Below are 22,977 nucleotides of genomic sequence, written 5' to 3' on the forward strand. Positions count from 1 at the left end.
CCTCAGAAATGTACCGGGAGCGGCTGGCCGCTGGTGGCGGTGGAGCCGTCGCCGAGCTGGCCCATGGCGTTGTAGCCCCAGCAGTGGACCGCCTGCGTGGTCTCCACGGCGCAGGTGTGGGCGCCGCCGGCGACGATCTGCTGGAGGTCGGTCCAGGTGGCGCCGTTCACGTCCTGCACCGGCACCGGCGTGGTGCGCAGCTCGAGCGTGCCGTCGCCGAGCTGCCCCATGTTGTTGAAGCCCCAGCAGGCTGCGGTGGAGTCCGTGAGCGTGGCGCAGCCGTGGTTGGGAGCGATGTGGAGCTCCGCGGCGGTGGTGAGGCCCACCACCTGCGTCGGCGCGTGGCGCTCGACCTGCGTGCCGTCGCCGATCTGGCCGTGGAGGTTCTGGCCCCAGCAGTAGGCGCTGCCACCGCTGCGGGCGCAGCTGCGGTAGCCGGCCGCGACCACCTGGTCGACGGCGGCCAGGCCGGGGAGGGCGGTGGCCACCAGGCGCTCCGTCCCCGTGCCGCTGTCGCCCAGGCCGAGCTGCCCGTTGTTGTTGCGGCCCCAGCAGGAGACGGTGCCGGTGCCGAGGCGGGCGCAGACGTGCTGCAGCCCCGCTGCGATCTCGACCACGTTCTCCAGCGGCACGGTGCCGTCGAGCACGTAGCCGGGGACGAGGGCGCCTGCGGTGCCGCCGTTCCCGAGCCTGCCGTGCAGGCCGCTGCCCCAGCACTTCACCCGGCCGGAAGCAAGGAGCGCGCAGGTGGAGGACTCGGTGAGGGCGAGCTGCGTCGCGCCGGCGAGGGGGCCGCCCTCGTCCTGGACGATCCGCGGCGCGCCCTCGAAGGTGCCGGTGGCGCCGGTGCCGATCTGCCCCGCGTCGTTCTTGCCCCAGCAGGCGACGCCGCCGTCACCGAGGATGGCGCAGCTGTGCATCTCGCCGGTGGCCAGCTCGATCACGCCGCCGAGGGCGACGATCACCGGCAGGTTGGCGTTGGCGACGCCGCCGTCGCCGAGCTGCCCGTAGACGTTCCAGCCCCAGCAGGAGATCCGGCCGTCGCCGTGGAGCACGCAGTTGTGGTGGAAGGTCTTCGCCGGGAAGGCGACGGAGAGGCAGCTCCCCCCGCCGCAGCGCGCGCCGCATTCGTTGCCGCAGGCGCCGCAATGGGCCGCATCGGCGTCGAGATCGGTCTCGCAGCCGTCGACGACGTCGAGGTTGCAGTCGCCGCCGCCCTGGTTGCAGGCGAGGACGCAGGCGCCCTCGAGACAGGAGCCTCCGGTGCTGCCCGGCCAGCCGTTGCAGCCGAGGCCGCAGCCGCCGCAATGGGCCGGATCGCTGGCGGTGTCGACGCAGGCGCCGCCGCAGACCGTGGCGCCCTGCTGGCAGCAGCTCCCCTCCTCGCAGAAGGCACCCTCGCCACAGGCGGCGCCGCACGCGCCGCAATGGCCGACATCGCTCGCGAGCGCCACCTCGCAGCCGTTGGCCACGTCGCCGTCGCAATCGGCCCAGCCCTCGGCGCACTGCAGGGCGCAGACGCCCGCCGCGCAGGAGGCGGCGGTGGCGTTGGCGCCGACCTCACAACCATTGCCGCAGCCGCCGCAATGGGCCGCGTCGGTGTCGGGATCGATGCAGGCACCGTCGCATTCGACGAGGCCGGCGTCGCAGACGCAATTGCCGTCGGTACAGCTGCGGTCGTCGCCGCAGGCCACGCCGCAGCCGCCGCAGTTCGCGTCGTCCGTAGCGAGGTCGGCGCAGCCCGAGGCGCAGGCCTCGAGGCCGCCCTCGCAGGCGCAGGCCCCCTCGACACAGCGCTGGCCCTCCTCGCAGGCGATGCCACACGCGCCGCAATTCGCGTCGTCGGTGAGGCGATCGGTGCAGGCCCCGCCGCAGCGCACCTCGCCCGCCGGGCAGACGCAGACGCCATCCGCGCAGACCGTGCCCTCGTCACAGGCCTGCCCGCATCCACCGCAATGCGCGTCGTCGGCGGCGGTGTCGACGCAGGCGCCGCTGCAGTCGGTGCGCGGCGCTGCGCAGCTCGCCTCGCAGCTTCCCAGCGAACAAACCTCCCCTTCCTCGCACGCAGTCCCACAGGCGCCGCAGTGGCTCGGGTCGCTCCCGGGATCGACGCAGGCGTCGCCGCAGCGGATCCGGCCCGCTTCACAGGGAGCAGGATCGGCCGACTCGGAGCAGGCGGTGGAGGTGAGGAGGATGGCGAGGGCGAGAAGCGTGACGCGAAGCAACATGCAGAACGACCCGGGTCAAACGCGAGGGGATGCAGGCGGCCGGAGAACCCGGCCACGCAAGCCGGGCGCGTCATACCGGGGCTCGTCCCCCCACCGCAACCACACTGCGCTACCAGCCGAGGGCGGCGCGCCCTTCCTCCGTGATCAACTCCGGCGTCCAGCGCGGCTCGAAGACCACCGAGACCGCCACCGAACGCACCTCCGGGAACTGGCTGAGGCGCCGCTCGACCCCCTCGACCATCACCCCGCCTGCAGGGCAGGCCGGCGTGGTGAGGGTCATGTGAACCTGCACCGAGCCATCGGCGGGCTCGAATTCGACGGCGTAGATCAGCCCGAGGTCGACGAGGTTCACCCCCGTCTCCGGATCGAGCACGTCGTGCAGGGCTTCGAGCAGCTTCAGCTGCATCCAACCGGCGGTCATGGCCGACTCCTGAGGATGATCGAGAAATTGCGCGTGGCGAGAAGGGCCGAGGCGGCGAAGCCGAGTGCACCGGCGAGGCGCAAGGCGCCACTCCCCGTGCCCATGCCGGCAAGAAGCGTGAGCAGGCCCGCGTGCATCAGCACCGCCTGGATCCGCTTCGGCGCCTCGGGGAGGATCTCGCTGGCGGCGGGCACCTTCTTCAGGCCGACGTAGGGGCTGAAGCGGTGGAGCCAGACGAGGAAGGGGAGGATCTTGTAGAGCTGGCCGATCACCACGCTGCCCACGAAGCCGGGGAGCGCGATCAGGCCGTAGGCCAGCACCAGCTCGTGGGGCGGGTCGGTCCAGAGGACGAGGCCCAGGCCGACGGCTGCAGCGCTCGCGAGATAGGCGAACGAGGCGAAGGTGAGGTGCCAGGCCGAGTCGGTCTTCTTGCGCATCCGGCGGGCGTGGATCGTCCGGACCTGGAGGAGGAAGCAGCAGACGCCGGCGGCGATCGCGGCGGCAGCGGCGATGGTCCAAACCCCGCCGTCCGTGACGAAGCCGATCACCAGGCCGATCAGGCCTGCGTTGACGAAGAGGAACGCTGCCCGCCCTGCCCGCTCGCTGGCCCCGTAGCTGAGCAGGAACATCTCGAGCAGCCGGTAGGCGACGCCCATGATCAGCAGGCCGAAGAAGCCCAGGCCCGCGGCGTGCGCGTGGGCGCGGAGGAGCAGCAGGTGGTTCATCTGCAGCCAGGGCGCGTGCAGATGCCACGCGAGGGCCATGCCGAAGCCCACCGCCAGCAGGAGCCAGAAGAGCGAGGCGATCACGTAGACACCGGTGAGCGTCATTGTCGCCTTGCGGGCCAGGGTGGAGAGCAGGTTCCAGGCGTAGAGGATCACGCTGGTGGTGAGCAGCGCCGCAGCAGCGGGAAAGCCCCAGCCCACCGAGAGCGACCACATGTGGCCGACGAGGCCCGCGGCGCCGGCGGCGAAGAGGAAGAGCGCGACCCAGGCGATCCGCTCGGACCGCACCGGCACCTCGAAGACCACCGGCACCAGCTGGTGCATGGCGCCGAGGGCGATGGGCAGGAGCCACCCGAGCACGCAGAGGTGGACGAGGCCCAGCAGCCGCGGCTGGAAGAAGTGGCCCTCGAGGGTCGGCGCGACGAAAACCAGCCCCGCGGCGAAGAGACAGAGCCCTGCGAGGCCGAGCCAGAAATGCGCCTGGATGAGCCGGAAGGAGGGGGCGAAGCCGGTGGCGAGACCACCCACCGGCCGCGCTGCGGCTGCTGCCGGGTTCATGCCTCGAAGACCCAGGCAGGGGCGATGCGGACGATGTACTCACCCTCGGCGACCTTCTCGGTCCGCGCCGCGTAGCCCCGCAACTTCAACTTGTCGTAGAGGAGGACCGGCTCGCGGTGGTGGAGCACCTCGAGCCGGGCGCCGGCGCCGAGCTCCGCGAGCTTCTCCAGGATGGCGACCATCGGCGCCGGCGGCTCCATGCCGCGGACGTCCATGGTGAAAGGCTCCTGCAGCGGCCCGCGATCCTCCTGCGTGGCCGCAGGCGCTGCGGCGCCGTCCCGGTAGAACCAGACGTGGAAGAGATCCCCCTCGGCCTCGGTGTGGGCGGCGAGGCCCTGTGCGCGGAGCACGGCGTAGAGGGGCCTGGGCTCGAAGCCCACCAGCAGGTGGAGGGCCTCGCTCCCTGCGAGGTTCGACACGGTGGAGAGGATGAGGCGGAAGGGATCGCCGCCCTTCGCGAGGATCGGGCGGACGTCCAGATCGCGGGCGCCGGTCATTCCAGCCGCACGGACGACGTCGGGGAGCGAGGCCATGGGGATCTCCTGGGGTGAGCGTTTGTGAAACAAACTCTCCAGCGAAGCCGAAGGCGGAGCGAACGCAAGAAGGAGCGTTTCTCGCGCGAAGCGCGAGCGAAGAAAGCGGGCCGGCGCTTGCCGGGCCGATTTCTTCACACGCTTCGAGGGGTTGAATCAGGCCTGCGGCTTGCCGATGCGGACGCGCCAGACCTCGGGGCCTTCCTCGAGGTACTCCCACTCGAACCGGCCCTGCATCTCCATGTTGAACTGGTAGTAGAGCGGCTTCGGATCGTGGTCGTTCACCAGGGTGAACGACTGGCCGCCAGCCAGCGCGTTGAAGGTCTCGAAGATGGTCGAGTGCTTGTGGCGGGGCGGGATCGGGCGAACGTCGAGACGCTCGCCGGCATCGGGCTTCTGGGTGGTGTTGGTCATGCCGCGGCGTACTTCACGCGGCGTGCCAGCGCTTTTCCGGCAGTTGGCGCGCCGCCGGCGTTCCGGCGTGGAACCGGTGCCGCTCCGCACCGGGACGCTCCACCCGCCATCGGTGCAGCGTGGGTCAGCGCAGGAGCGCGGCGCGCTGCGGGTCGGCGAAGAAGGCCAGGGCGAACTCCCGGAAGACCCGGTTCCGGTGGGGCGGGTTCCGGCGCTGCGGCCAGACGAGGTGGATCGGCAGCGCGGGCATCTTCCAATCCGGCAGCAGCCGCACCAGCGCGCCGGCCTCGAGATCCCGGTGCACCTGGAAGCCCGGCAGGCGCGCGAGCCCCATCCCCTCGAGGGCAGCGGTGCGGATCATCCCGTAGTCGTTGAGGGAGAGGATGGGCGCGAGCCCGACGGTCCGCGCCTCGCCGCCGCGCTCCAGCACCCAGGCCGGATCGTCCCGGAAGTGGGTGTTCGCGATGCAGGGCTGCCCTGCCAGATCCTCCGGCGCGCGGAGCGGCGGCAGCCGGTTGAGCAGCACCGGGCTCGCCACCGGCACGTCGCGCATCTGGCCGATGGGCCTGGCGACGAGATCCTCGTCCACGTTGTGACCGGAGCGGAAGCCGAAGTCGATCCCTTCCCGGGCGAGGTCCTTGCGGCGCCTGCTCAGGTCGAGCTCGAAGGAGATCCCCGGGTAGAGCCGGCGGAAGGCGTGCACGAGATCGAGGAGGAAGGCGCCGGCGAAGGTGGGTGCCGCGCTGAGCCGCAGGATCCCCGCCACCTCGTGGCGCGACGCCGCCACGGCCTGCTCCGCCGCCTGCGCCGTGTCGCGGAGCTGCCGGCAATAGTCGAGGTAGAGCCTGCCGGTCTCGGTGAGGGAGAGGCTGCGCGTCGATCGGAAGAGGAGCTGCGCCCCCAGCCCCGCCTCGAGGGCGGAGACCTGCTTGCTCACCTGGGCCTTGGAGCTCCCGAGCCGCGCGGCGGCCGCGGTGAAGCTCCCCTCCTCCACCACGGCGAGGAAGGCGATGGCCTGCTGGATCCGGTCGGCGATTGTTTCCATTTGGAAACAGTCTCTGCCCGCACCGTGTCCTTTGCAAGGCGATGGCGGCGGTTAGATGGAGGTACACGCGCCGCGTCGGAGCGGCGCCATTCGAAAGGAACGGAACATGAGGATTCTTCTGGTCGGCGCCGGCGGCACCATCGGAAAGGCGATCGCAGCCGAGCTCGCGACCCGCCACGAGATCATCGCAGCCGGCAGGCAGAGCGGCGCGGTGCAGCTCGATCTCACCGACGAGCGCAGCATCGTCCGGGCGCTGGCGGATCTGGCGCCGCTCGACGCGGTGATCAGCGCCGCAGGCAACGTGGCCTTCGGCCCGCTCGAGGAGCTCACCAGCGAGCAGTGGGAGGTCGGGCTCCGGGACAAGCTGATGGGCCAGGTGAACCTCGCCCGCGCGGCGATCCCGCGGCTGCGGGACGGCGGCTCGATCACCCTCACCAGCGGCATCCTCTCCGACACCCCGATCCGCCACGGCGCCTCCGCCTCCCTGGTGAACGCGGGGCTCGAGGGCTTCGTGCGCGGCGCTGCGATCGAGCTGCCCCGGGGCCTGCGGATCAACGCGGTGAGCCCCACCGTGCTCACCGAGTCGATGCCGGCGATCGGCGCCTTCTTCCGCGGCTTCGAATCGGCGCCTGCGGCCCGGGTGGCCCTGGCCTACAGCCGCAGCGTCGAGGGCGCGGAGACCGGCAAGGTCTACCGCGTCGACTGACCCACCGCCGAGAGCAGCGCGCGGAGGATCTCACCGCTCCTCGTCCAGAGGAGCGAGCCGCCCTCCTCCGGGAGGAGATGGAGCGCCGCGTTCGGGAAGCGCCGCTCCAGCGAAGCGCCGAAATCCGGTGAATGGCTGGGGCTGGTGTCCCTGCCGCCGTACCAGAGGTGCACCGGAACGCGTACCACCTCCGGCTGGATCGGCCAGGGCCGGAGCGCCAGGGTGAAGTCCCGCACGTAGCCGGCGGGCCCCTGGGCGAAGCCCTCCTGCAGCGCCCTGCGGTACGCGGCGAGGAAGGAAGGCGCCTCGTAGAAGGCGCGATCGTGCGGCGCGCTCATCCCGAGCACGAGGGCGAGCATGCCCTCCGCGTCGACCTGCGTGTCGAAGGACGCCTCGAAGGCCGCTGGGTCCGCGGCGATGGCGTCGACGAGCCCCGCCATCTGCAGGGGCAGGAGCGCCTTCACCTGCGGGTGGGCCAGCTCGTCCTGCCCGGCGACCAGCGCCAGCGCCGAGACGAGGCCCGCGCCGGCCAGGGCCACGGCGAAAGGCGCACCCTGCGAGTAGGCCACCGCAGCGGGCCGCTCGATCCCCTCCGCCGTGAGGACGGCTGCGACGTCGGCTGTCCAGCTCCCGAAGCTCTTCTCCGGATCGGGCGCCGAGCGCCCCAGGCCCGGGCGATCGATGCAGAGGAGCCGGATCCCGAGGGCGCGGATCGCCTCGGCGCCGAAGCCCAGCGACGAGGACATGCCGGCCCCGGTGCAGAAGAGCACCGGCGTGCCCTGCTCGCTGCCCCACTCCGCCCAGCCGATCGGGCGGCCGGTGGGGAGCAGGAGCTGGCGCTTCCGATCCGGTGGGACGATCTCGACTTCCATGCGACTACCTGGTCAAAACGCCACGTCCGGCAGCGCGTCGTGGAGGTGGGCGGTGAGGATCACGAGGCCGGTGGCCAGCCCGAAGTATACGGCTGCTGCCGCGGCGCGCTGCCCCGGCGTGACGCCGTCGTCCGGCACCCTTCTCGCCGCTGCGAGGAGGCGCTCCATCCGGTCGAGCGCAGACGCAGGCAGCGCCTGCCGCGCCCGGAGGATCCGCCGCCCCACCTGCCAGCCAGCGACCAGCACGACAATGAGGCCGATCGGGTTCAGGTGGCCGGTGTGCAGCGCCATGGCGATCGCCGCGGCGCCGAGGAAGCCGACGCCGGCGATGCCCGCCCTGGCGGAGACCGGGGCGAGCATCCGATCGCCGTCGAGTCCCCAGACCGGCAGCAGGTTGAAGAGGTTGAGGATCAAGCCGAAGTAGCCGATGGCGAGGAGCAGCCCCGCGTCCGGCAGGAGCGCGGAGAGCCCGATGCAGCCGAGCGCCCCCGCCGTGCCGAAGAGCGGGCCGCCGGCGCCGATCACCGCGTCCTCGAGGGTCGAGCGCGGCCGCTCCTTCAGGGCGATGAAGGCGCCGACGAAGGGGATGAAGACCGGTGCGCCGACGCGCAGGCCCACGCGCCAGGCGGCGGCGCCGTGGCCGAGCTCGTGCACCAGGACGAGGAGCACGAGGCCTGCGGCGAAGGGCCACCCGTAGAAGAGCGAGTAGGCCCAGACCATCAGCACCATCGTCCAGGCGGTGGTGGCGAATTTGCCGAGCTTGGCGAAGAGCGCGAGGAATTTGAGCTTGCCGACGAGCTGCAGGCCGAGGAGCGCGGCGAGGGCGATGCCGCCTAGCCAGCCACCGGCCCGCGGCCGGGTGGGGACCGGGCCTGCAGCCTGCGCCGCTTCCCGTGCCTGCAGCGCCCGGAGCCGATCCAGCGCCGAAGGCTCGCTCATCGCTGCAGCGCCACCTTCGAAGCGGCGGGGACCTTCCAGGCCGTGCTCAGCGCGAGCAGCACCCAGAGGAGGTCGAAGGGCGAGAGCATCCCCGGCAGCGCCACCGGGAAGATGGCGAGGATGGTGGGGTCGAAGGGGCCCGCGCTGATCCCGTCCTCCGCAAGGGAGGCCGCGAAGAAGTGGGCGAAGATGAAGTACTTCGCCACCACGAGGCCGAAGAGGCCGAGGGCCGCCGCCGTGATTTGTAGTGACTTGCCGCGGGCCTTCCCGGCGCCGAGCTTCACGCCCATGCCAGCGAGGTAGCCCACCAGCACCGCCACGTAGCCCACCTCGTATTCGGTGAAGACGACGATCGCCGCCCAGACCCCTGCCGCCACCAGGGCGCCGGCGATGCCGGCGGCGAGGGCGACGGGAAAGCGCGAGCCGAGGTTCTTCTCGGCGGCGAGGTCCTTCTCGAGCTGGTCCGCGCAACCGGTGCAGAGGGGCCGCAGCTCCGCGGTGCGGGTCTCGTGGGTCGGCACCGCGTTGCTGCAGAGGGAGCAGAGCCGCGCATCGGCGTGGTTGGAGGCGACGGCATCGGTGGTCGCCGAAGGCGCTACGGGGAACTGGTGCAAGGGGAGGCTCCTGTGAAAGCGCCGGATGCTACGCGGACGGAGCCACGGGCCTCAAGCAGATCGGCGCCGCAGGGCGGGAATCCCTGCGGCGCCTCGAATCTTGTCCACTCGGCCCCGCTGGCGCGGGACCAAGCGGACAAGAGGCGCGCTTCGCGCGCAATTTGCTTTGCGTTGGAGCGCCCCACTGGGCGCTCGGGCTGCATCCACCGATGGTGCGTGCTTCAGACCTCGTCTCGCCCCCAGCCACGCAGGCGCAGGGAGTTGGCGAGGACCGAGACGCTGGAGAGGGCCATCGCCGCGCTGGCGAAGAGCGGCGAGAGCTGCCAGCCGGTCCAGGGGAAGAAGAGGCCGGCGGCCAGCGGGATGCCCGCGGTGTTGTAGACGAAGGCCCAGAAGAGGTTCTGGCGGATGGTCCGCAGGGTGGCCCGGGCCAGCCCCAGCGCCCGGGGCAGCGCGGCGATGCCGCCCCGGAGGAGCGCGATGTCGGCAGCCGCCACCGCGATGTCCGTGCCGTGGCCGATGGCGATGCCGACGTGGGCCCCGGCGAGCGCCGGCGCGTCGTTGATGCCGTCGCCCACCATGGCGACGGTGCCGCCGCGGCTGCGCTCCTCCTGGACGATGCCGGCCTTCTGCTCCGGCTTCACGCCCGCATGGACCTCGTCGATCCCGACCTCCGCTGCGACCGCCCTGGCGGTCCGCTCCCGATCGCCGGTGACCATCGCCACCCGGATCCCCAGCTTGCGGATCCCGGCGATCACCGCACGGGCCTCGGCAGTGGGCCTGTCGGCGATGGCCACCAGGCCTGCGAGCTTCCCGTCGACGGCGACGAACGAGGGCGTCCTGCCGTGGGCGGCGAGGCGCTCCGCCTCCGCCTCGAGCTCGACGGTCGCGATCCCCTCGAGCCAGAGGAAGCCCTCGGTGCCCACCCGGATCCGCTTGCCGTCGACCACCGCCTCGACGCCGTGGCCGGCGACGGAGCGGAAATCCTCCGCGGAAGCGAGCGGCAGCCCGCGCGCCTCCGCCGCCTGGACGATGGCGCGGGCCACCGGGTGCTCGCTGGGCTTCTCCGCAGCTGCCACCCAGGCGAGCAGCTCCGCCTCGTCGCCCTCTCCCAGCCGGACCACGTCGGTGAGGGCGGGCTTGCCCTCGGTGATGGTGCCGGTCTTGTCGAGGAGCACCGTGTCGATCCGGCTGGCTGCCTCGAGGGCGGAGCCGCCCTTCACCAGGACGCCGAGCTCCGCTCCCCTACCCGTTCCCACCGCGACCGCAGCGGGCGTGGCCAGCCCCAGGGCGCAGGGGCAGGCGATGACCAGCACCGCGACGAAGCGCTCCACCGCGGTGGCGAGACCGGTCGCGGTGGGATCGACCAGCAGCCAGATCACGAAGGTCACGAGGGCGATGCCGAGGACGATGGGCACGAACCAGCTGCTCACCACGTCGGCGAGGCGGGCGATCGGCGCCCGCGAGCCCTGCGCCTGCTCCACCGCCTCGACGATCCGCGCGAGGGCGGTGCCCTTGCCGGTGCGGGTGACGCGGAAGAAGAAGGCGCCGCTCTGGTTCACCGTGCCGCCGAAGACGACGTCGCCCGGGGCCTTCTCCACGGGCAGGCTCTCGCCGGTGAGCATCGACTCGTCGACCGAGGAGTTGCCCTTCACGATCTCGCCGTCGATGGGGATCCGCTCGCCGGGACGCACCACCAGCACGTCGCCGGGGCCGATCGCGTCGACGGAGACCTCTACCTCGACCTCGCCGTCCAGCTTGCGGGCGGTCTTCGGCTGCAGGGAGACGAGGCGCCGCACCGCGTCGGCCAGGTGCCTGCGGGCGCGGGTCTCGAGGAGCTTGCCGAGGAGCAGGAAGGTGATGATCCAGCCGGCTGCCTCGAAATAGACGTGCGGCGTCGCGCCGTGCTCGGCATGGGGAAAGAGCCCCGGGACCAGCACCGCCACCGTCGAGTAGCTCCACGCCGCGCCGACGCCGAGGGCGACCAGCGAGTTCATGTCCGCGGTCTTGTGGCGGAGCGCCGCCCAGGCGAGGCGGAAGAAGCGCCAGCCCGGGCCGAAGACGACACCGGTGGCGAGCACGAGCTGGGCGAAGCGGCCGACGGGGCCGTCGGTGCCGGGGATGGCGCCGTGGGACATCCCGAGCACCAGGAGCGGCGCGCTCAGGAGCAGCGCGATTACGAGATCCCGCTTGAGCACCCGCCGCTCGTCGTCCTCCGCCGCATCGGCGAGCTCCATGCGCCTGGCCGTCTCGCCGCCGACGCCGGGCGTCGGGATCTCCGGCACCTCGTACCCGGCGCCGACGATCGCCTCGGCCAGTGCAGCAGGCGAGGTCGCGGTGGCGTCGTACGAGATCCGCGCCTTCTTGAGGGCGAGGTTGACCGACGCCTCGGTCACGCCGGACACGGCGCCGAGCGCCTTCTCGATCCGGCGGACGCAGGCGGCGCAGGTCATCCCGAGCACCTGCAGCTCGACCTCCTCCACCGGCGCCTCGGGCACCAGGTAGCCTGCCTCCTCCACGGCCTTCGACAGGGCGTTGCGGTCGGTCCGCTGCGGATCGAAGGCGACGGAGGCCCGGCCCAGCGCGAAATTGACCGATGCGGTCTCGACGCCGTCCACCTGGTGGAGCGCCTTCTCGACCCGGCGCACGCAGCTGGCGCACGTCATGCCCTGTACCGGCATCTCTACGTGAACCGCGTTTCCCTGCGCTTCGAGCTTCATTGGAATCTCCCTTCCCACGGCCCGTTGGCCGCTCGTCTGCCTGGGCTGACGCGAAAGGGGCTCGACCATTACGCGCTGTAATCCCCGCCGCGCCGCTGCGTCGGCAGGCACGGCGCCCGCTGGTGGGCGCGGGAGAGGAGATGAGATGAGCGAGACGATTCTCGACGTGATGGGAATGAGCTGCCCCTCGTGCGTGCGGCACATCGACGAGGCGCTGCGCGGCGTCGACGGGGTGGAGACGGTCGAGGTCCGCCTCGCGGACGGCACGGTGGCGGTCCGCCACGAGACCGGCGCCGCCCCGGTGCAGACGTTGATCGCCGCCCTCCGCGACGCGGGCTACGACGCCCTGCCTGCCGACTGATCGACCAGGGGGCGGGCCTCGAGGCCCGCCCCCTTGCCGCGAGGTGTAATGCCCCGCTCCCCGCTGCGTCCCCGTGCAGGTGGACGAAGAGCCGGCCCCAGGGGGGCCGCAGGAGGAAGCGGGATGAACGTCATCGTGGGTGCGGGTGTGGCGGCGCTGCGGGCTGCCGAGGGGATGCGTGAGGGAGGCTACGACGGCCCGATCATCATGATCAGCGGGGAGCAGGAGCTTCCCTACGAGAAGCCGCCGCTCTCCAAATCCTTCCTCCTCGGCACCGAGGGGCCGGAGAGCGTCCGGCTGAAGCCTGCAGCGGACTACGACGACCTGGGGGTGAAGCTCGAGCTCGGCACCAGGGTCGTGGGTCTCGAGATCCCCGAGCGTCGGCTCCTCTTCGAGGACGGGCGGAAGCGGACCTTCGATCAGCTCCTCGTCGCCACGGGCGCCGCCCCGCGCTGGCCGCAGATCGCAGGCGTCGCCCTCGACGGCGTCGTCGCGCTGCGCACCCTGCAGGACGCCGTCTCGCTCCGGGAGCGCCTCGAGCGGAGCCATCGCCTGCTGGTGGTGGGCGCCGGCCTCGTCGGCCTCGAGGTCGCGGCGACCGCGCGGCGGCTCGGCAAGGAGGTCGTGGTGGTCGAGAAGGCGCCGGGGCCCCTGGCGCGCCTCCTCGGCCCCCATGCCGCTGCAGCGAAGCCGCTCGTCGCCATCCACCGCGAACACGGCGCGGAGATCCGCACCGGCACCAGCGTCGTCGCCTTCCTCGGCCAAAGCCGGGTCGAGGGCGCGGTGCTCGACACCGGCACCGTCGTCGCCTGCGATCTCGTCCTGCTCGCCCTGGGCGTGGAGCCCGCCGTCGACTGGCTCCGCGGCTCGGGGATCGTCCTCGCCGACGGCATCCCCGTGGATGGCCGCGGCGAGACCGAGATCCCCGGCATCTTCGCCGCCGGCGACGTCGCCCGCACCTTCCACCACCGCTTCGGGCGCAGCCTCCGTCTCGAGAGCTACGGCAACGCCTGGGCCCAGGGCTACGAGGCGGGGCGGGCCATGGCCGGCCTGCAGCCAGCAGGCGAAAGCGCGCTTCCGGTCGCCTCCACCGAGCAGTACGGCCACCGCATGCAGGTCGTCGGCCTTCCCGACGCTGGGGACCGGGTCGTCGTCCGCGGCGCGATGGAGGAGGCCTCTTTCGTCACCTTCTTCCTCGCGGGCGATCGCCTCGTGGGCGCGTTCGGGATGAACCGGCCGCGGGACATGCTCCAGGCGCGCAAGGCAATCGCCGCGCAGACGCCCGTCGATCCGCGTCGTCTGGCGCAGGACGGCGAGCCGCTCGCAGCCGCTTGACCCCTTGATGCACATTGCCCCCCCACCCACCGGCCCTATGTTTCAGTTTGGCAAGGGCACCGCTTTTGGCAGGGGGGACCATGGAGACCATCCATCCGGAGGCGGGTGGGCTGGCGGAGCGCGCCGGCCCTTCCGGAGCGCTCGGGCCGGTGCGCGCGGTGCGTCGCGCCGCCGAGCTGGCGCGGACCGCGGCGGCGATCGCGGACGTGCTGGAGGGGACGGTCCATCTGCTCGGCGCGGCCACCGGCGCCTCGCGGGCCTTCGTCCTCGAGCTGCACCGCAGCGACGGACACCAGGTTCGGGTCCGGGCGAGCTGGCCCTTCGATGAACCCGATGCAATCGGCCCCGCCGCGGGCCGCTGGCTCGCGCCGATCGGCGCGGGCCACGAGGCCCGCTTCCAGGGCGATGCGCCGCTGGCGCAGGTCCTCCTGGTGCCCATCCTCGTCGAGGAGGAGCCCTGGGGCGCGCTCGGCCTGGCCGATGTCGATCCCGCGCGGGAGTGGAGCGCCGGGGAGCGGGACGTGGTGCATGCCTGCGCCGACCAGATCGCGCTGCGGCTGGCAGCGGCGCGCACCGAGCCCGAACGACAGCGCCTCCTCGCCGAGGCGCAGGCCCTCGCGGGCTGCGCGATCCGCGATGCGTCGGAGCGCCAGGCCGTCCTCTCCGCCATCGCCTGCGGCGTCTGGGTCTTCGACGACAAGGGCACCGCAGGCTTCGCCAACGCTGCCGCTGCGCGGGTGCTCCGCGTTCCGAACCGGGAGACGCTGCTTCGTCCCATCGCCGCGTACGCGGAGCTCGTCTCCGTCTCCACCCTCGACGGAAAGCAGCTCTCGACCGAGGAGCTTCCGCCGATGCGCGCGCTGCAGGGCGAGACCAGCCACGAGCTCCCCCTGCGGCTCGATCTGCCCTCGGGCCAGCGACGCATGGTCCGGGCGAGCGCCTCCCCCGTCCGTGATGCAGACGGGAGGATTTCCGGGGCGGTGATGGTGGTCACCGACGCCACCGAGGAGCTCCGCTTCCAGCAGATGCAGGATCAGTTCGTGCGGGTCGCCGCCCACGAGCTGAAGACGCCGGTGGCGATCATGAAGGGCTTCGCCCAGCTCCTGCAGCGAAGCGGGAGCGGCACGGACGCAAACGCCCGCAGGCTCGAGGCGATCGTGCGCGGCGCCGACCGGATCGACCGGATCGTGCAGGACCTCCTCGAAGTTTCACTCCTGACCGCGGGCAAGCTCTCCATCCAGCGCGGCCCCGTCGACCTCGGCGCCCTGCTCCGTGAGCTGGTCCACACCCACCAGCCGCGGACGAGCGCCCACACCTTCGCGCTCCACGGAGATCCCGCACGCGTCGAGGGCGATCGCGACCGCCTCGCCTACGTCTTCGACCGCATCCTCGACAACGCGGTCCGCTACACACCGGCGGGTGGCCCGATCGGGATCGCCATCGCCTCGGGGCCTGCGTCCGTCACCATCGCCGTGCAGGACCGGGGGATCGGGATCCCCCGTGCCAGCCAGGAGCGGATCTTCGAGCCCTTCTTCCGGGCCCACGCCGACACGGCCCACGACTATGGCGGCATGGGGGTGGGGCTCTACATCTCGCGGATGATCGTGCGGCTGCACGGCGGCGAGATCACCTTCCGGAGCGAGCCCGGTGCCGGAAGCCGCTTCGTCGTCGAGCTGCCGCGGGGGCGCGCGTGATCCCCCGCATCCTCGTCGTCGACGACGACGCCGACATCCTCGCGCTGCTCGAAGACATGCTCTCGATGGAGGGCTACGAGGTCTGCACCGCAGCCAACGGCCAGCTGGCGCTGCAGGAGCTGGAGAAGCGGCGCCCGCAGCTCATCCTCCTCGACATGAAAATGCCGGTGATGGACGGGAGGGCCTTCGCGCGCTGCCTGCGCGAGCGGCACGGCGACGCGATCCCGTTCCTCGTGCTGACCGCCGCCGCCGACGTGCGCAACGCTGCGCTCGAGGTGCAGGCCCACGGCTGGCTCGGCAAGCCCTTCGACCTCGACGAGCTGCTACGGACGGTGGCGGGGCAGCTCGCCGCAGCGCGCTGCCCCGCCTGAACTGCTGCTGGGATCAGCCCATCGGCACGACCGGTGCTTCTGCAGCAGGCGCGCCCCGCGGCGCACGCAGCCACGCCAGGGTGAGGAGCGCGGCGAGGGCGGCGAAGGCCGCGGCGCCGACGAAGCCGGCGTGGAAACCAGCGGTCAGCGCCTCGGGGCCCGTGCCCCCGGCGCTTGCAGTCCACGCGCCGGAGACCGCCACCATCGCCGCGAGCCCCAGCGCCGAGCCCACCTGGTAGCTGGTGTTGACGAGGCCCGAGGCGAGACCCATCTCCTCCGGCGCCGCGCCGGACATCGCCGCCATCGTCGCGGGGATATAGGCGAGCGACATGCCGAGCGCCGCGATCAGCGAGGCGGGCAGCACGTGGGCGACGAAGCTCCCTGCAGCGGGCGCCTGCGCAAGGAGCACGAGGGAGCCCACCAGCAGGAGCAGCCCCGCAACCAGCGTCGGCTTGAAGCCGAAGCGGTTCACCACCCGGGCCGTCACCGCCATCATCAGCGCCATGATCGCAAGCGTCATGGGAAGGAGCGCGAGGCCGCCCTTGAAGGCGGAGAGCCCGAGCACCTGCTGCAGGTAAAGGTTGAGGAAGAACCAGAGCGGGATCCAGGCAGCGGCGAGGAGCGCCATCACCAGGTTGCCGGCGGTGAGGTTCGGCGCCCGGAAGATCCGCAGCGGAACGAGCGGCGCCCGGACGCTGCGCTGGATGAGCACGAAGGCCACCAGGAGCATCGCCGCCACGGAGAGGAGGCCGAGGGTGCGGGCAGAGCCCCAGCCCACCTGCTCGGCGCCGACGATGGCGGAGACCGCAGCGACCACCGCGCCGGTGACCGAGAGGGCGCCGGCGATGTCAACGCTGCCCTGCCGCCGCGCGCCGCGCTGGAGGAGCATCGGCGCGAGGAGGAGCACCGCGACCCCCATCGGCACGTTGATCAGGAAGGTCCAGCGCCAGGAGAGCCACTCGGTGATCACGCCGCCGAGGAAGACGCCGGCGGTGCCGCCCGCTGCAGCGGACGCCCCCCAGAAACCGAGGGCCTTCGAGAGCTCCCGGGGATCGGTGAAGAGCATCATCAGGGCGGTGAGCGCGCTCGGCGCGATCAGCGCGGCGCCGAGACCCTGCAGGGCGCGGCCCGCGAGGAGGGTGGTGTCGTCGGGGGCCATGCCCGCGAGGAGCGAAGCGCCGGTGAGGATGGCGAAGCCCGCCATGAAGATCCGGCGCTGGCCGAAGAGATCGGAGAGCCGCCCACCGAGGAGCAGCAGCCCGCCAAAGGCGATCACGTACGCGTTGAAGACCCACTGCAGATCACCCTGCGCGATGCCCAGCGCCTGCTGGATCGAGGGCAGTGCCACGCCGATGATCGAGGTGTCGAGGATGACGATGAACTGCGCGGCGCAGAGGAGCGCGAGTGCCCACCATCGCTTCGGGTCGGGACGAGTGTTCGACATTGCCTTCCCTTTCATTGCCCCCCTGGGGGCAAAAAAGCGCTGGCGGGTGGCGCCCACCGCCACCCGCCAGCGCGTCGTGTGCCCTTCGCGGACGCAGCCGCCCGCAAACGATTACAGGGAGGTGCCCTCGGGCGTTGCGACCTTCTCCCCCAGGCCGCCGACCACGCGGTCGAGGTGGAAGCGCTGGGTGAGGTGGTCGGTCACCGCGGCGATCTGCGCGTTGCGCGCGGAGACGAGGTCGGCCTCCAGGCGCAGGAGCCGGAAGGAGGTCGAGTGCCCCACCTCCAGCAGCCGCTTCTCCGCCCGGAGCTGCTCGCCGGCGAGGCGCACCGCCTCTCGCGTCGCGAGGACGCGCTTGGCGCTGGCGTTCACCGCGCGGGCGGCGCTCCGGACCTCTTCGCTCACCCGGAGCTCCACGTCCCGGAGGGCGGCTTTGGTGCGGCGGAAGGAGAGCTCCGCCGCCTCCTTGCCGGACCGCGCCGCCCGGTTGCCGATGGGCAGCGTGAACTGCAGCCCGGCGGACCAGCGGTACTGCGAGTCGAAGTCCGAGCCGAGCTCCCGATGCCCGTCGGCCCAGCGCTCGTCGAGGCCGCCCACGCCCACCGAGCCCACCGCGTCGAGGGAGGGCAGGAGCTGGTTGCGGGCCAGCTTCAGCCCGTCCTCCTCGTTGTCCAGGGCGAGGCGCAGCGCCGCCAGCTCGGGGCGGTTGGCGTGGGCCTGCTGCAGCAGCGGCTGCAGCTCCACCGCCTGCACCTCGGCTTCGATCCGCTCGGTCGGCACCACCTCGAAGTCGAAGGTCGCCTCCTCGTCCGCTGCCACGAGGCGCAGCAGCGCGTCCTGCGCATCGCCGATCTCCGCCTCGGCCCGGATCACCGCCTCCTCGCGCAAGGCGACGCCGGCGCTCGCCTGCGTCACCTCCACCGGCTCGAGGGTTCCCGCGGTCACCTGGATCTGGGTCTGGCCGTGCAGCTCCTTCGCCACACGCAGCGACTCCGAGGCCACCACCATCGACTCCCGGGCCCGGACCAGGCGCCAATAGGCCTCCACGGTGCGGGCGAGGATCGCGTCCCTGCGGCGGGCGAGCTCCGCGTCGGCGATGCCCACCGTCCGCTCCGCCTGCGCGACCGCGGTCCTTCCTTCGATCCCCCACGCACCCTTGAGCAGCGGCTGCCGCAGGCCGAGGTGGAGCCTGGCGCCGTGGGTGGCGCCAGGTGCCTGCTCCGCGGCGAGATCGACCCGGTCGTAGCCGTAGCCGAGCTCGTAGCTCGTGCCCCAGGGGAGCTGCTGGCGAACCACCGCCTCGAAGGTGAGCGCCTCGATGTCGTCGGGGCGGATCATCAGCTGCGCCGGGAGGCGGTCCCGCGTGTACTCGAGCCGCGAGGAGAGCGTGGGATCGAAGGTCGCCTTCGCCCGGCCCACCTCGCTGGCGGCGAGCCCCGGCAGGAGCCGCTCGCCCTCGAGCTCGAGGTTGTTGCGCAGCGCCAGATCGAGGGCCTGGTCGAGGGAGATCTCGAGCCGCTTGTCCCCTTCGGCGGAGGCGCCGAAGGGGAGCACGAGGACCAGCGCCGCAATGCCGGTGGCCAGCTTGCGGACGAGGCCGCGGGTCTCGAGCTTGCGGATCACCACGTAGAAGATCGGGGTGAGCAGCAGGCCGAAGAGGGTCACGCCGAGCATGCCGGCGAGGACCGCGATGCCCATCGCCTGCCGCATCTCGGCACCAGCGCCGGTGCCGATGGCGAGGGGCACCACGCCCATGATGAAGGCGATCGAGGTCATCAGGATCGGCCGGAGGCGGAGGCGGCAGGCCTCGAGGGCGGCGGCCACCGGATCGAGCCCCTCGTCCTCCTTGGACCGGGCGAACTCCACGATGAGGATCGCGTTCTTGGCGGCGAGGCCAACAAGGACGACGAGTCCGATCTGCGTGAAGATGTTGTTGTCGCCGCCGGTGAGGAAGACGCCGGCGAGGGCGCTCAGGACCGAGAGCGGGACGATCAGGATCACCGCCAGCGGGAGGGTCCAGCTGTTGTACTGGGCGGCGAGGATCAGGTAGGCGAGCAGAATCGCCAGGGGGAAGATCCAGACGCCGGCGTTGCCTGCGCGCTTCTCCTGGTGGGTGAGGTCCGTCCACTCGAAGGTCATGCCCGCGGGCAGCACCTGCGAGGCGAGGCGCTCCATCGCGGCGACGGCCTCACCGCTGCTGGCCCCGGGGGCCGGCCCGCCGCTGACGTCGGCGGAGGGGTAGCCGTTGTAGCGCATCACCCGGTCCGGTCCGAAGCCGTCGGCGACGTCGACGAGGGAGCCGAGCGGCACCATCTCGCCTGCTGCGTTGCGGACCTTGAGGCCGGCGATGTCGCTGGCCTGGGTGCGGTACTGCGCGTCCGCCTGGACGTTCACCTGCCAGGTCCTGCCGAAGCGGTTGAAGTCGTTCACGTAGAGCGAGCCGAGGTGGATCTGGAGGGTGTCGAAGAGATCCCCGAGGGCGACGCCCTGGGTCTTGGCCTTGACGCGGTCGACGTCGAGGCTCACCTGCGGCACGTTGACCTGGAAGCTGGAGAGGAGCCCCGCCAGCGCCGGGTCGGTGGAGGCGCGCTGGATCAGCTGCTGGGTCGCAGCGAAGAGCGCCTCGTGGCCGTGGCCCGCCCGATCCTCCACCTGCATCTTGAAGCCGCCGAGGGCGCCGAGGCCCGGCACCGGAGGCGGCGGGAAGATGCCGATGAAGCCCTCCTGGATCGAGCCGAACTTCCCCCAGAGCTTGCCGGCGATGGCGCCAGCCGAGAGGTCCTCGGTGGTCCGCTGCTCGAAGGGATCGAGCATGGCGAACATCACGCCTTCGTTCGACGCGTTGACGAAGCCGTTGATCGAGAGGCCGGGGAAGGCCACCACGCTCTCCACGCCGGGCTCCGCCAGGGCGATCTCCGAGACGCGCTTGAGCACGTCCTCGGTGCGATCCAGCGAAGCGGCGGGCGGCAGCTGCACGATGCCGACGAGGTAGTATTTGTCCTGCATCGGCACGAAGCCCTTCGGCACCTTCTCGTAGCCGAGCCAGGTGAAGGCGAGCAGGCCGCCGTAGACCACCAGGGCGATGACCGAGACCCGCAGGGTCCGCTTCACCAGCCGCACGTAGCCCGCGGAGCTGGCGTCGAAGAAGCGGTTGAAGGGCCGGAAGACCCAGCGCCCGAAGAGCCGCTCGATGAGGCGACCCAGCTTGTCCTGGTGCTCGCCGTGGCCGCGGAGCAGCACGCCTGCGAGGGCGGGGCTCAGGGTGAGCGAGGTGAAGGCCGAGAGGATCGTCGAGATGGCGATGGTCAGGGCGAACTGCCGGTAGAACTGGCCGGTGAGACCGCCCAGGAAGGCGGTGGGGATGAAGACCGCGGCGAGCACGGAGGTGATGGCGATGATCGGGCCGGTCACCTCGGTCATCGCGCGGCGGGCAGCGTCCTTCGGTCGCAAACCTGCGGCGAGGTGGCGTTCGACGTTCTCCACCACGACGATCGCGTCGTCGACCACGATGCCGATGGAAAGCACCAGGCCGAAGAGCGAGAGCGTGTTGAGCGAGAAGCCGAGGAGGTGCATCACGGCGGCGGTGCCGATGAGGGAGATCGGGACGGCGACCAGCGGGATGATCGAGGCGCGCCACGACTGGAGGAAGAGGATCACCACCAGCACCACGAGGAAGACGGCCTCGAGGAGCGTGGTGATCACCTTGTCGATCGAGGAGCGGACGAAGATGGTCGGGTCGTAGGCGATCCGGTAGTCGACGCCCTCGGGGAACTTCTGCTTCAGCTCCGCCATCCTGGCGCGGACCGAAGCCGCCACGTCGAGCGCGTTGGCGCCGGGGGTCTGGGCGATCTGCAGGGCCACCGCCGGCTTGCCGTCGAGCATGCCGCGGAAGGCGTAGGTATTGGCGCCGAGCTCGACCCGGGCCACGTCCTTCAGCCGGGTCACCTGGCCGTTGGCGCCGGTCTTGATCACGATGTCGCGGAACTGCTCCTCGTCGGAGAGGCGGCCCTGGGTCAGCACCGAGACCTGGAAGGCGGAGCTGCCGTCGCCGGGGGGCTGGCCGAGGGAGCCTGCTGCCACCTGCACGTTCTGCTCGCGGATCGCGCGGACCACGTCGCTGGCGGTGAGGCTGCGGGCGGCGAGCTTCTGCGGATCGAGCCAGACGCGCATGCTGTACTCGCCGGCGCCGAAGATGCGGACGCTGCCGACGCCTGCGGTGCGGGAGAGCTCGTCACGGACCTGCAGCAGCGCGTAGTTGGAGAGGAAGAGCGGATCGCGCTTCTCTCCCGGCGAGACGAGGTGCACGACCATCAGCATGTCGGGCGACGTCTTCTCCGTGGTCACGCCGAGGCGCTGCGTCTCCGCCGGGAGGCGGGGCAAGGCGCGGGCGACCCGGTTCTGCACCTGGACCTGCGCCAGGTCGGGGTCGACGCCCTGGGTGAAGGTGATGGTCAGGGTCATCCACCCGTCGGAGGCGGCCTGCGAGGACATGTACTCCATGCCCTCGACGCCGTTGATCTCCTGCTCGAGCGGGCCTGCGACCGTCTCCGCGATCACCTTGGGGTTGGCGCCCGGGTAACCGGCGCGCACCACCACCGTGGGCGGGCTCACCGACGGGTATTCGCTCAGGGGCAGATCCACGAGCGCGATGGCGCCGACGATCACGAGGATCACCGAGAGCACCGCGGCGAAGATCGGCCGGTCGACGAAGAAATGCGTGAACTTCACCGCACACCCCCCTCGGCCGGCGCTTCGGCGCTCGCCTGCGCGGGCTGCCGGGGCTGCACCTTCATGCCGGGGCGGACCATGCCGCCGACGACCACCTTCTCGCCGGGCTGCAGGCCTTCACGGACGATCCGCTTGCCGTCGGTGGCGCCGCCGAGCTGCACCGGGCGGTACTGGACGACGTTCTGATCGTCGACCACGAGGACGTAGCGCCCGCCCTGATCCGCTGCGATCGCGCGCTCGCTCACCAGCGGCGTCGCCGCAGGGGCGGAGGTCGGCACCCGCACCCGGGCGAAGAGGCCGGGGCTCAAGGCGCCGTCGCCGTTGCGGAGCACCGCACGGGCGCGGGCGGTGCCCGAAGAGGGATCGATCTGGTTGCCGAGGAAGTCGAGCTTCGCGGTGCGAACGCCGGCCTCGTCCCCCGAGAGCTCGACCTCCACCTGCGCGCCCTGCTCCCGGGCCGCCCCGAGGCGGAGGAAGGTGGGCTCGTCCACGTCGAACTGCACGTGGATCGGGTCCACCGAGACGATGGTGGTGAGGAGGGTGGCGCCGTCGGTGCCGCCGCTCACCAGGTTGCCCGGACGCACCAGCGCCTGGCCGACGCGGCCGTCGATCGGCGAGGTGATCCGGGTGTAGCCGAGCTCGATCTCGGCTGCGCGGACCGCGGCCCGTGCCGCGTCCACCTGCGCCCGGGCCTCACCCCGCGCCGCGGCCATGTCGTCGAATTTGCTCTGCGAGATCACCTGGTCGGCGACCAGGGACTCGCCGCGCTCCGCCTGCCGCTGGGTCAGGGTGAGCCGCTCCTGCGCCCGGGCCAGCTCGGCCCTCGCCCGCTGGAGCGCCGCCTGGAAGGGCCGATCGTCCAGCGAGAAGAGGAGCTGGCCCTTCTTCACCAGGCCGCCCTCGGGCAGGTGGATCGCCTCCACGTAGCCGCTCACCCGCGGGCGCAGCGCCACGTTCTCCACCGCGGTGAGCGTGCCCGTGAGCTCCACCTTCTCGGCGAGCTGCCGGACCGTCACCTCCTCCACGGGGATCTCAGGTGCAGCAGCTGGTGCCGCGGCCCCTTCGCCCCCACCCTTCGCCTCCGCGCTGCCCACGAGCCAGGTGCTTCCTGCAACGGTCCCGGCGAGCAGTGCGCCAATCACCAAGCGCTTCTTCATGTGTTGCCTCCGTGTTGCCCTGCCGCTCGATTGGCGGATGAACGGGCACCGCGGAGGGGACGCAGGCCCCGGCGGTCCATTACAGGCGGCGATTTGCGGGGCCCTTCGTCGG

Annotated in this window: 18 protein-coding genes and 1 pseudogene; 5 read left to right on the forward strand and 14 right to left on the reverse strand. The window is 71.8% G+C overall.

The window, feature by feature from the left end; all coding sequences use genetic code 11:
* Nucleotides 1-2: 2 nt before the first annotated feature.
* The 6 genes from ACESMR_RS04245 to ACESMR_RS04270 all read right to left on the reverse strand — a co-directional run bounded on the left by ACESMR_RS04245 (nt 3) and on the right by ACESMR_RS04270 (nt 5,924).
* On the reverse strand, nt 3-2,228 hold the full coding sequence (locus ACESMR_RS04245; RefSeq protein WP_373045354.1) for an MXAN_6577-like cysteine-rich protein: 2,226 nt from the start codon (nt 2,226-2,228) through the stop codon (nt 3-5).
* A gap of 109 nt (nt 2,229-2,337) precedes the next feature.
* Nucleotides 2,338-2,649 (reverse strand): metal-sulfur cluster assembly factor, encoded by a 312-nt coding sequence (locus ACESMR_RS04250; RefSeq protein ID WP_373045356.1) that lies wholly within the window; start codon nt 2,647-2,649, stop codon nt 2,338-2,340.
* Nucleotides 2,646-3,932 carry a hypothetical protein gene (locus ACESMR_RS04255; protein ID WP_373045359.1) on the reverse strand — a complete coding sequence of 429 codons (1,287 nt, stop codon included), beginning with the start codon at nt 3,930-3,932 and terminating at the stop codon, nt 2,646-2,648. Before ACESMR_RS04255 ends, ACESMR_RS04250 begins: the two co-directional genes overlap by 4 nt.
* Nucleotides 3,929-4,465 (reverse strand): DUF2249 domain-containing protein, encoded by a 537-nt coding sequence (locus ACESMR_RS04260; protein WP_373045361.1) that lies wholly within the window; start codon nt 4,463-4,465, stop codon nt 3,929-3,931. Before ACESMR_RS04260 ends, ACESMR_RS04255 begins: the two co-directional genes overlap by 4 nt.
* A 156-nt stretch (nt 4,466-4,621) precedes the next feature.
* Nucleotides 4,622-4,879, reverse strand: a complete 258-nt coding sequence (locus ACESMR_RS04265) for a DUF2249 domain-containing protein (protein WP_373045363.1) — start codon at nt 4,877-4,879, stop codon at nt 4,622-4,624.
* A gap of 124 nt (nt 4,880-5,003) precedes the next feature.
* Nucleotides 5,004-5,924 carry a LysR family transcriptional regulator gene (locus ACESMR_RS04270; protein ID WP_373045364.1) on the reverse strand — a complete coding sequence of 307 codons (921 nt, stop codon included), beginning with the start codon at nt 5,922-5,924 and terminating at the stop codon, nt 5,004-5,006.
* Between the two features lie 106 nt (nt 5,925-6,030).
* On the opposite strand from ACESMR_RS04270, the gene ACESMR_RS04275 reads away from it, so the two are divergent.
* Nucleotides 6,031-6,630: a short chain dehydrogenase gene (locus ACESMR_RS04275; protein WP_373045367.1), complete on the forward strand. Its 600-nt coding sequence runs from the start codon at nt 6,031-6,033 to the stop codon at nt 6,628-6,630.
* Here the strand turns inward: ACESMR_RS04275 and ACESMR_RS04280 are convergent.
* From ACESMR_RS04280 to ACESMR_RS04295, 4 genes are all read right to left on the reverse strand, one after another.
* Nucleotides 6,615-7,502, reverse strand: coding sequence for an alpha/beta fold hydrolase (locus ACESMR_RS04280; protein ID WP_373045369.1), 888 nt, complete (start codon nt 7,500-7,502; stop codon nt 6,615-6,617). The genes ACESMR_RS04275 and ACESMR_RS04280 overlap by 16 nt on opposite strands.
* 12 nt (nt 7,503-7,514) lie before the next feature.
* Nucleotides 7,515-8,441 (reverse strand): site-2 protease family protein, encoded by a 927-nt coding sequence (locus tag ACESMR_RS04285; RefSeq protein ID WP_373045371.1) that lies wholly within the window; start codon nt 8,439-8,441, stop codon nt 7,515-7,517.
* Nucleotides 8,438-9,055 (reverse strand): hypothetical protein, encoded by a 618-nt coding sequence (locus ACESMR_RS04290; RefSeq protein WP_373045373.1) that lies wholly within the window; start codon nt 9,053-9,055, stop codon nt 8,438-8,440. Before ACESMR_RS04290 ends, ACESMR_RS04285 begins: the two co-directional genes overlap by 4 nt.
* Before the next feature lie 221 nt (nt 9,056-9,276).
* On the reverse strand, nt 9,277-11,775 hold the full coding sequence (locus ACESMR_RS04295) for a heavy metal translocating P-type ATPase (RefSeq protein WP_373045375.1): 2,499 nt from the start codon (nt 11,773-11,775) through the stop codon (nt 9,277-9,279).
* Nucleotides 11,776-11,920: 145 nt separating this feature from the next.
* Between ACESMR_RS04295 and ACESMR_RS04300 the strand changes: the two genes are divergently transcribed.
* The 4 genes from ACESMR_RS04300 (at nt 11,921) to ACESMR_RS04315 (ending at nt 15,536) form a co-directional block, all read left to right on the forward strand.
* Nucleotides 11,921-12,136 (forward strand): heavy-metal-associated domain-containing protein, encoded by a 216-nt coding sequence (locus ACESMR_RS04300; RefSeq protein ID WP_373045376.1) that lies wholly within the window; start codon nt 11,921-11,923, stop codon nt 12,134-12,136.
* 123 nt (nt 12,137-12,259) lie between these two features.
* A complete protein-coding gene (locus tag ACESMR_RS04305) occupies nt 12,260-13,471 on the forward strand; it encodes an NAD(P)/FAD-dependent oxidoreductase (RefSeq protein WP_373045378.1) in 1,212 nt (403 codons plus the stop codon).
* An 80-nt stretch (nt 13,472-13,551) separates the two neighbouring features.
* Nucleotides 13,552-15,165 (forward strand): ATP-binding protein, encoded by a 1,614-nt coding sequence (locus ACESMR_RS04310; protein WP_373045380.1) that lies wholly within the window; start codon nt 13,552-13,554, stop codon nt 15,163-15,165.
* Entirely contained in the window at nt 15,162-15,536 is a 375-nt protein-coding gene (locus tag ACESMR_RS04315; protein WP_373045382.1) for a response regulator, read from the forward strand. The genes ACESMR_RS04310 and ACESMR_RS04315 overlap by 4 nt, the downstream gene beginning before the upstream one ends.
* A 13-nt stretch (nt 15,537-15,549) precedes the next feature.
* Here ACESMR_RS04315 and ACESMR_RS04320 read toward each other — a convergent pair whose 3' ends face one another.
* From ACESMR_RS04320 to ACESMR_RS04335, 4 genes and pseudogenes are all read right to left on the reverse strand, one after another.
* Complete coding sequence (locus ACESMR_RS04320) at nt 15,550-16,980, reverse strand: MFS transporter (protein WP_373045384.1); 1,431 nt, start codon at nt 16,978-16,980, stop codon at nt 15,550-15,552.
* Between the two features lie 111 nt (nt 16,981-17,091).
* The gene (locus tag ACESMR_RS04325) at nt 17,092-18,606 is read right to left on the reverse strand and encodes a TolC family protein (protein ID WP_373046410.1); all 1,515 of its coding nucleotides are present in this window, start codon (nt 18,604-18,606) and stop codon (nt 17,092-17,094) included.
* Nucleotides 18,580-21,708: pseudogene (locus ACESMR_RS04330) on the reverse strand (efflux RND transporter permease subunit); the annotation flags it as partial. The pseudogene ACESMR_RS04330 and the gene ACESMR_RS04325, both read right to left, overlap by 27 nt.
* A complete protein-coding gene (locus ACESMR_RS04335; RefSeq protein WP_373045386.1) occupies nt 21,705-22,865 on the reverse strand; it encodes an efflux RND transporter periplasmic adaptor subunit in 1,161 nt (386 codons plus the stop codon). The pseudogene ACESMR_RS04330 and the gene ACESMR_RS04335, both read right to left, overlap by 4 nt.
* Between the last annotated feature and the right edge of the window lie 112 nt (nt 22,866-22,977).

Source organism: Vulgatibacter sp. (assembly GCF_041687135.1).
In the GTDB taxonomy this organism is placed as follows: Bacteria; Myxococcota; Myxococcia; order Myxococcales; family Vulgatibacteraceae; genus JAWLCN01.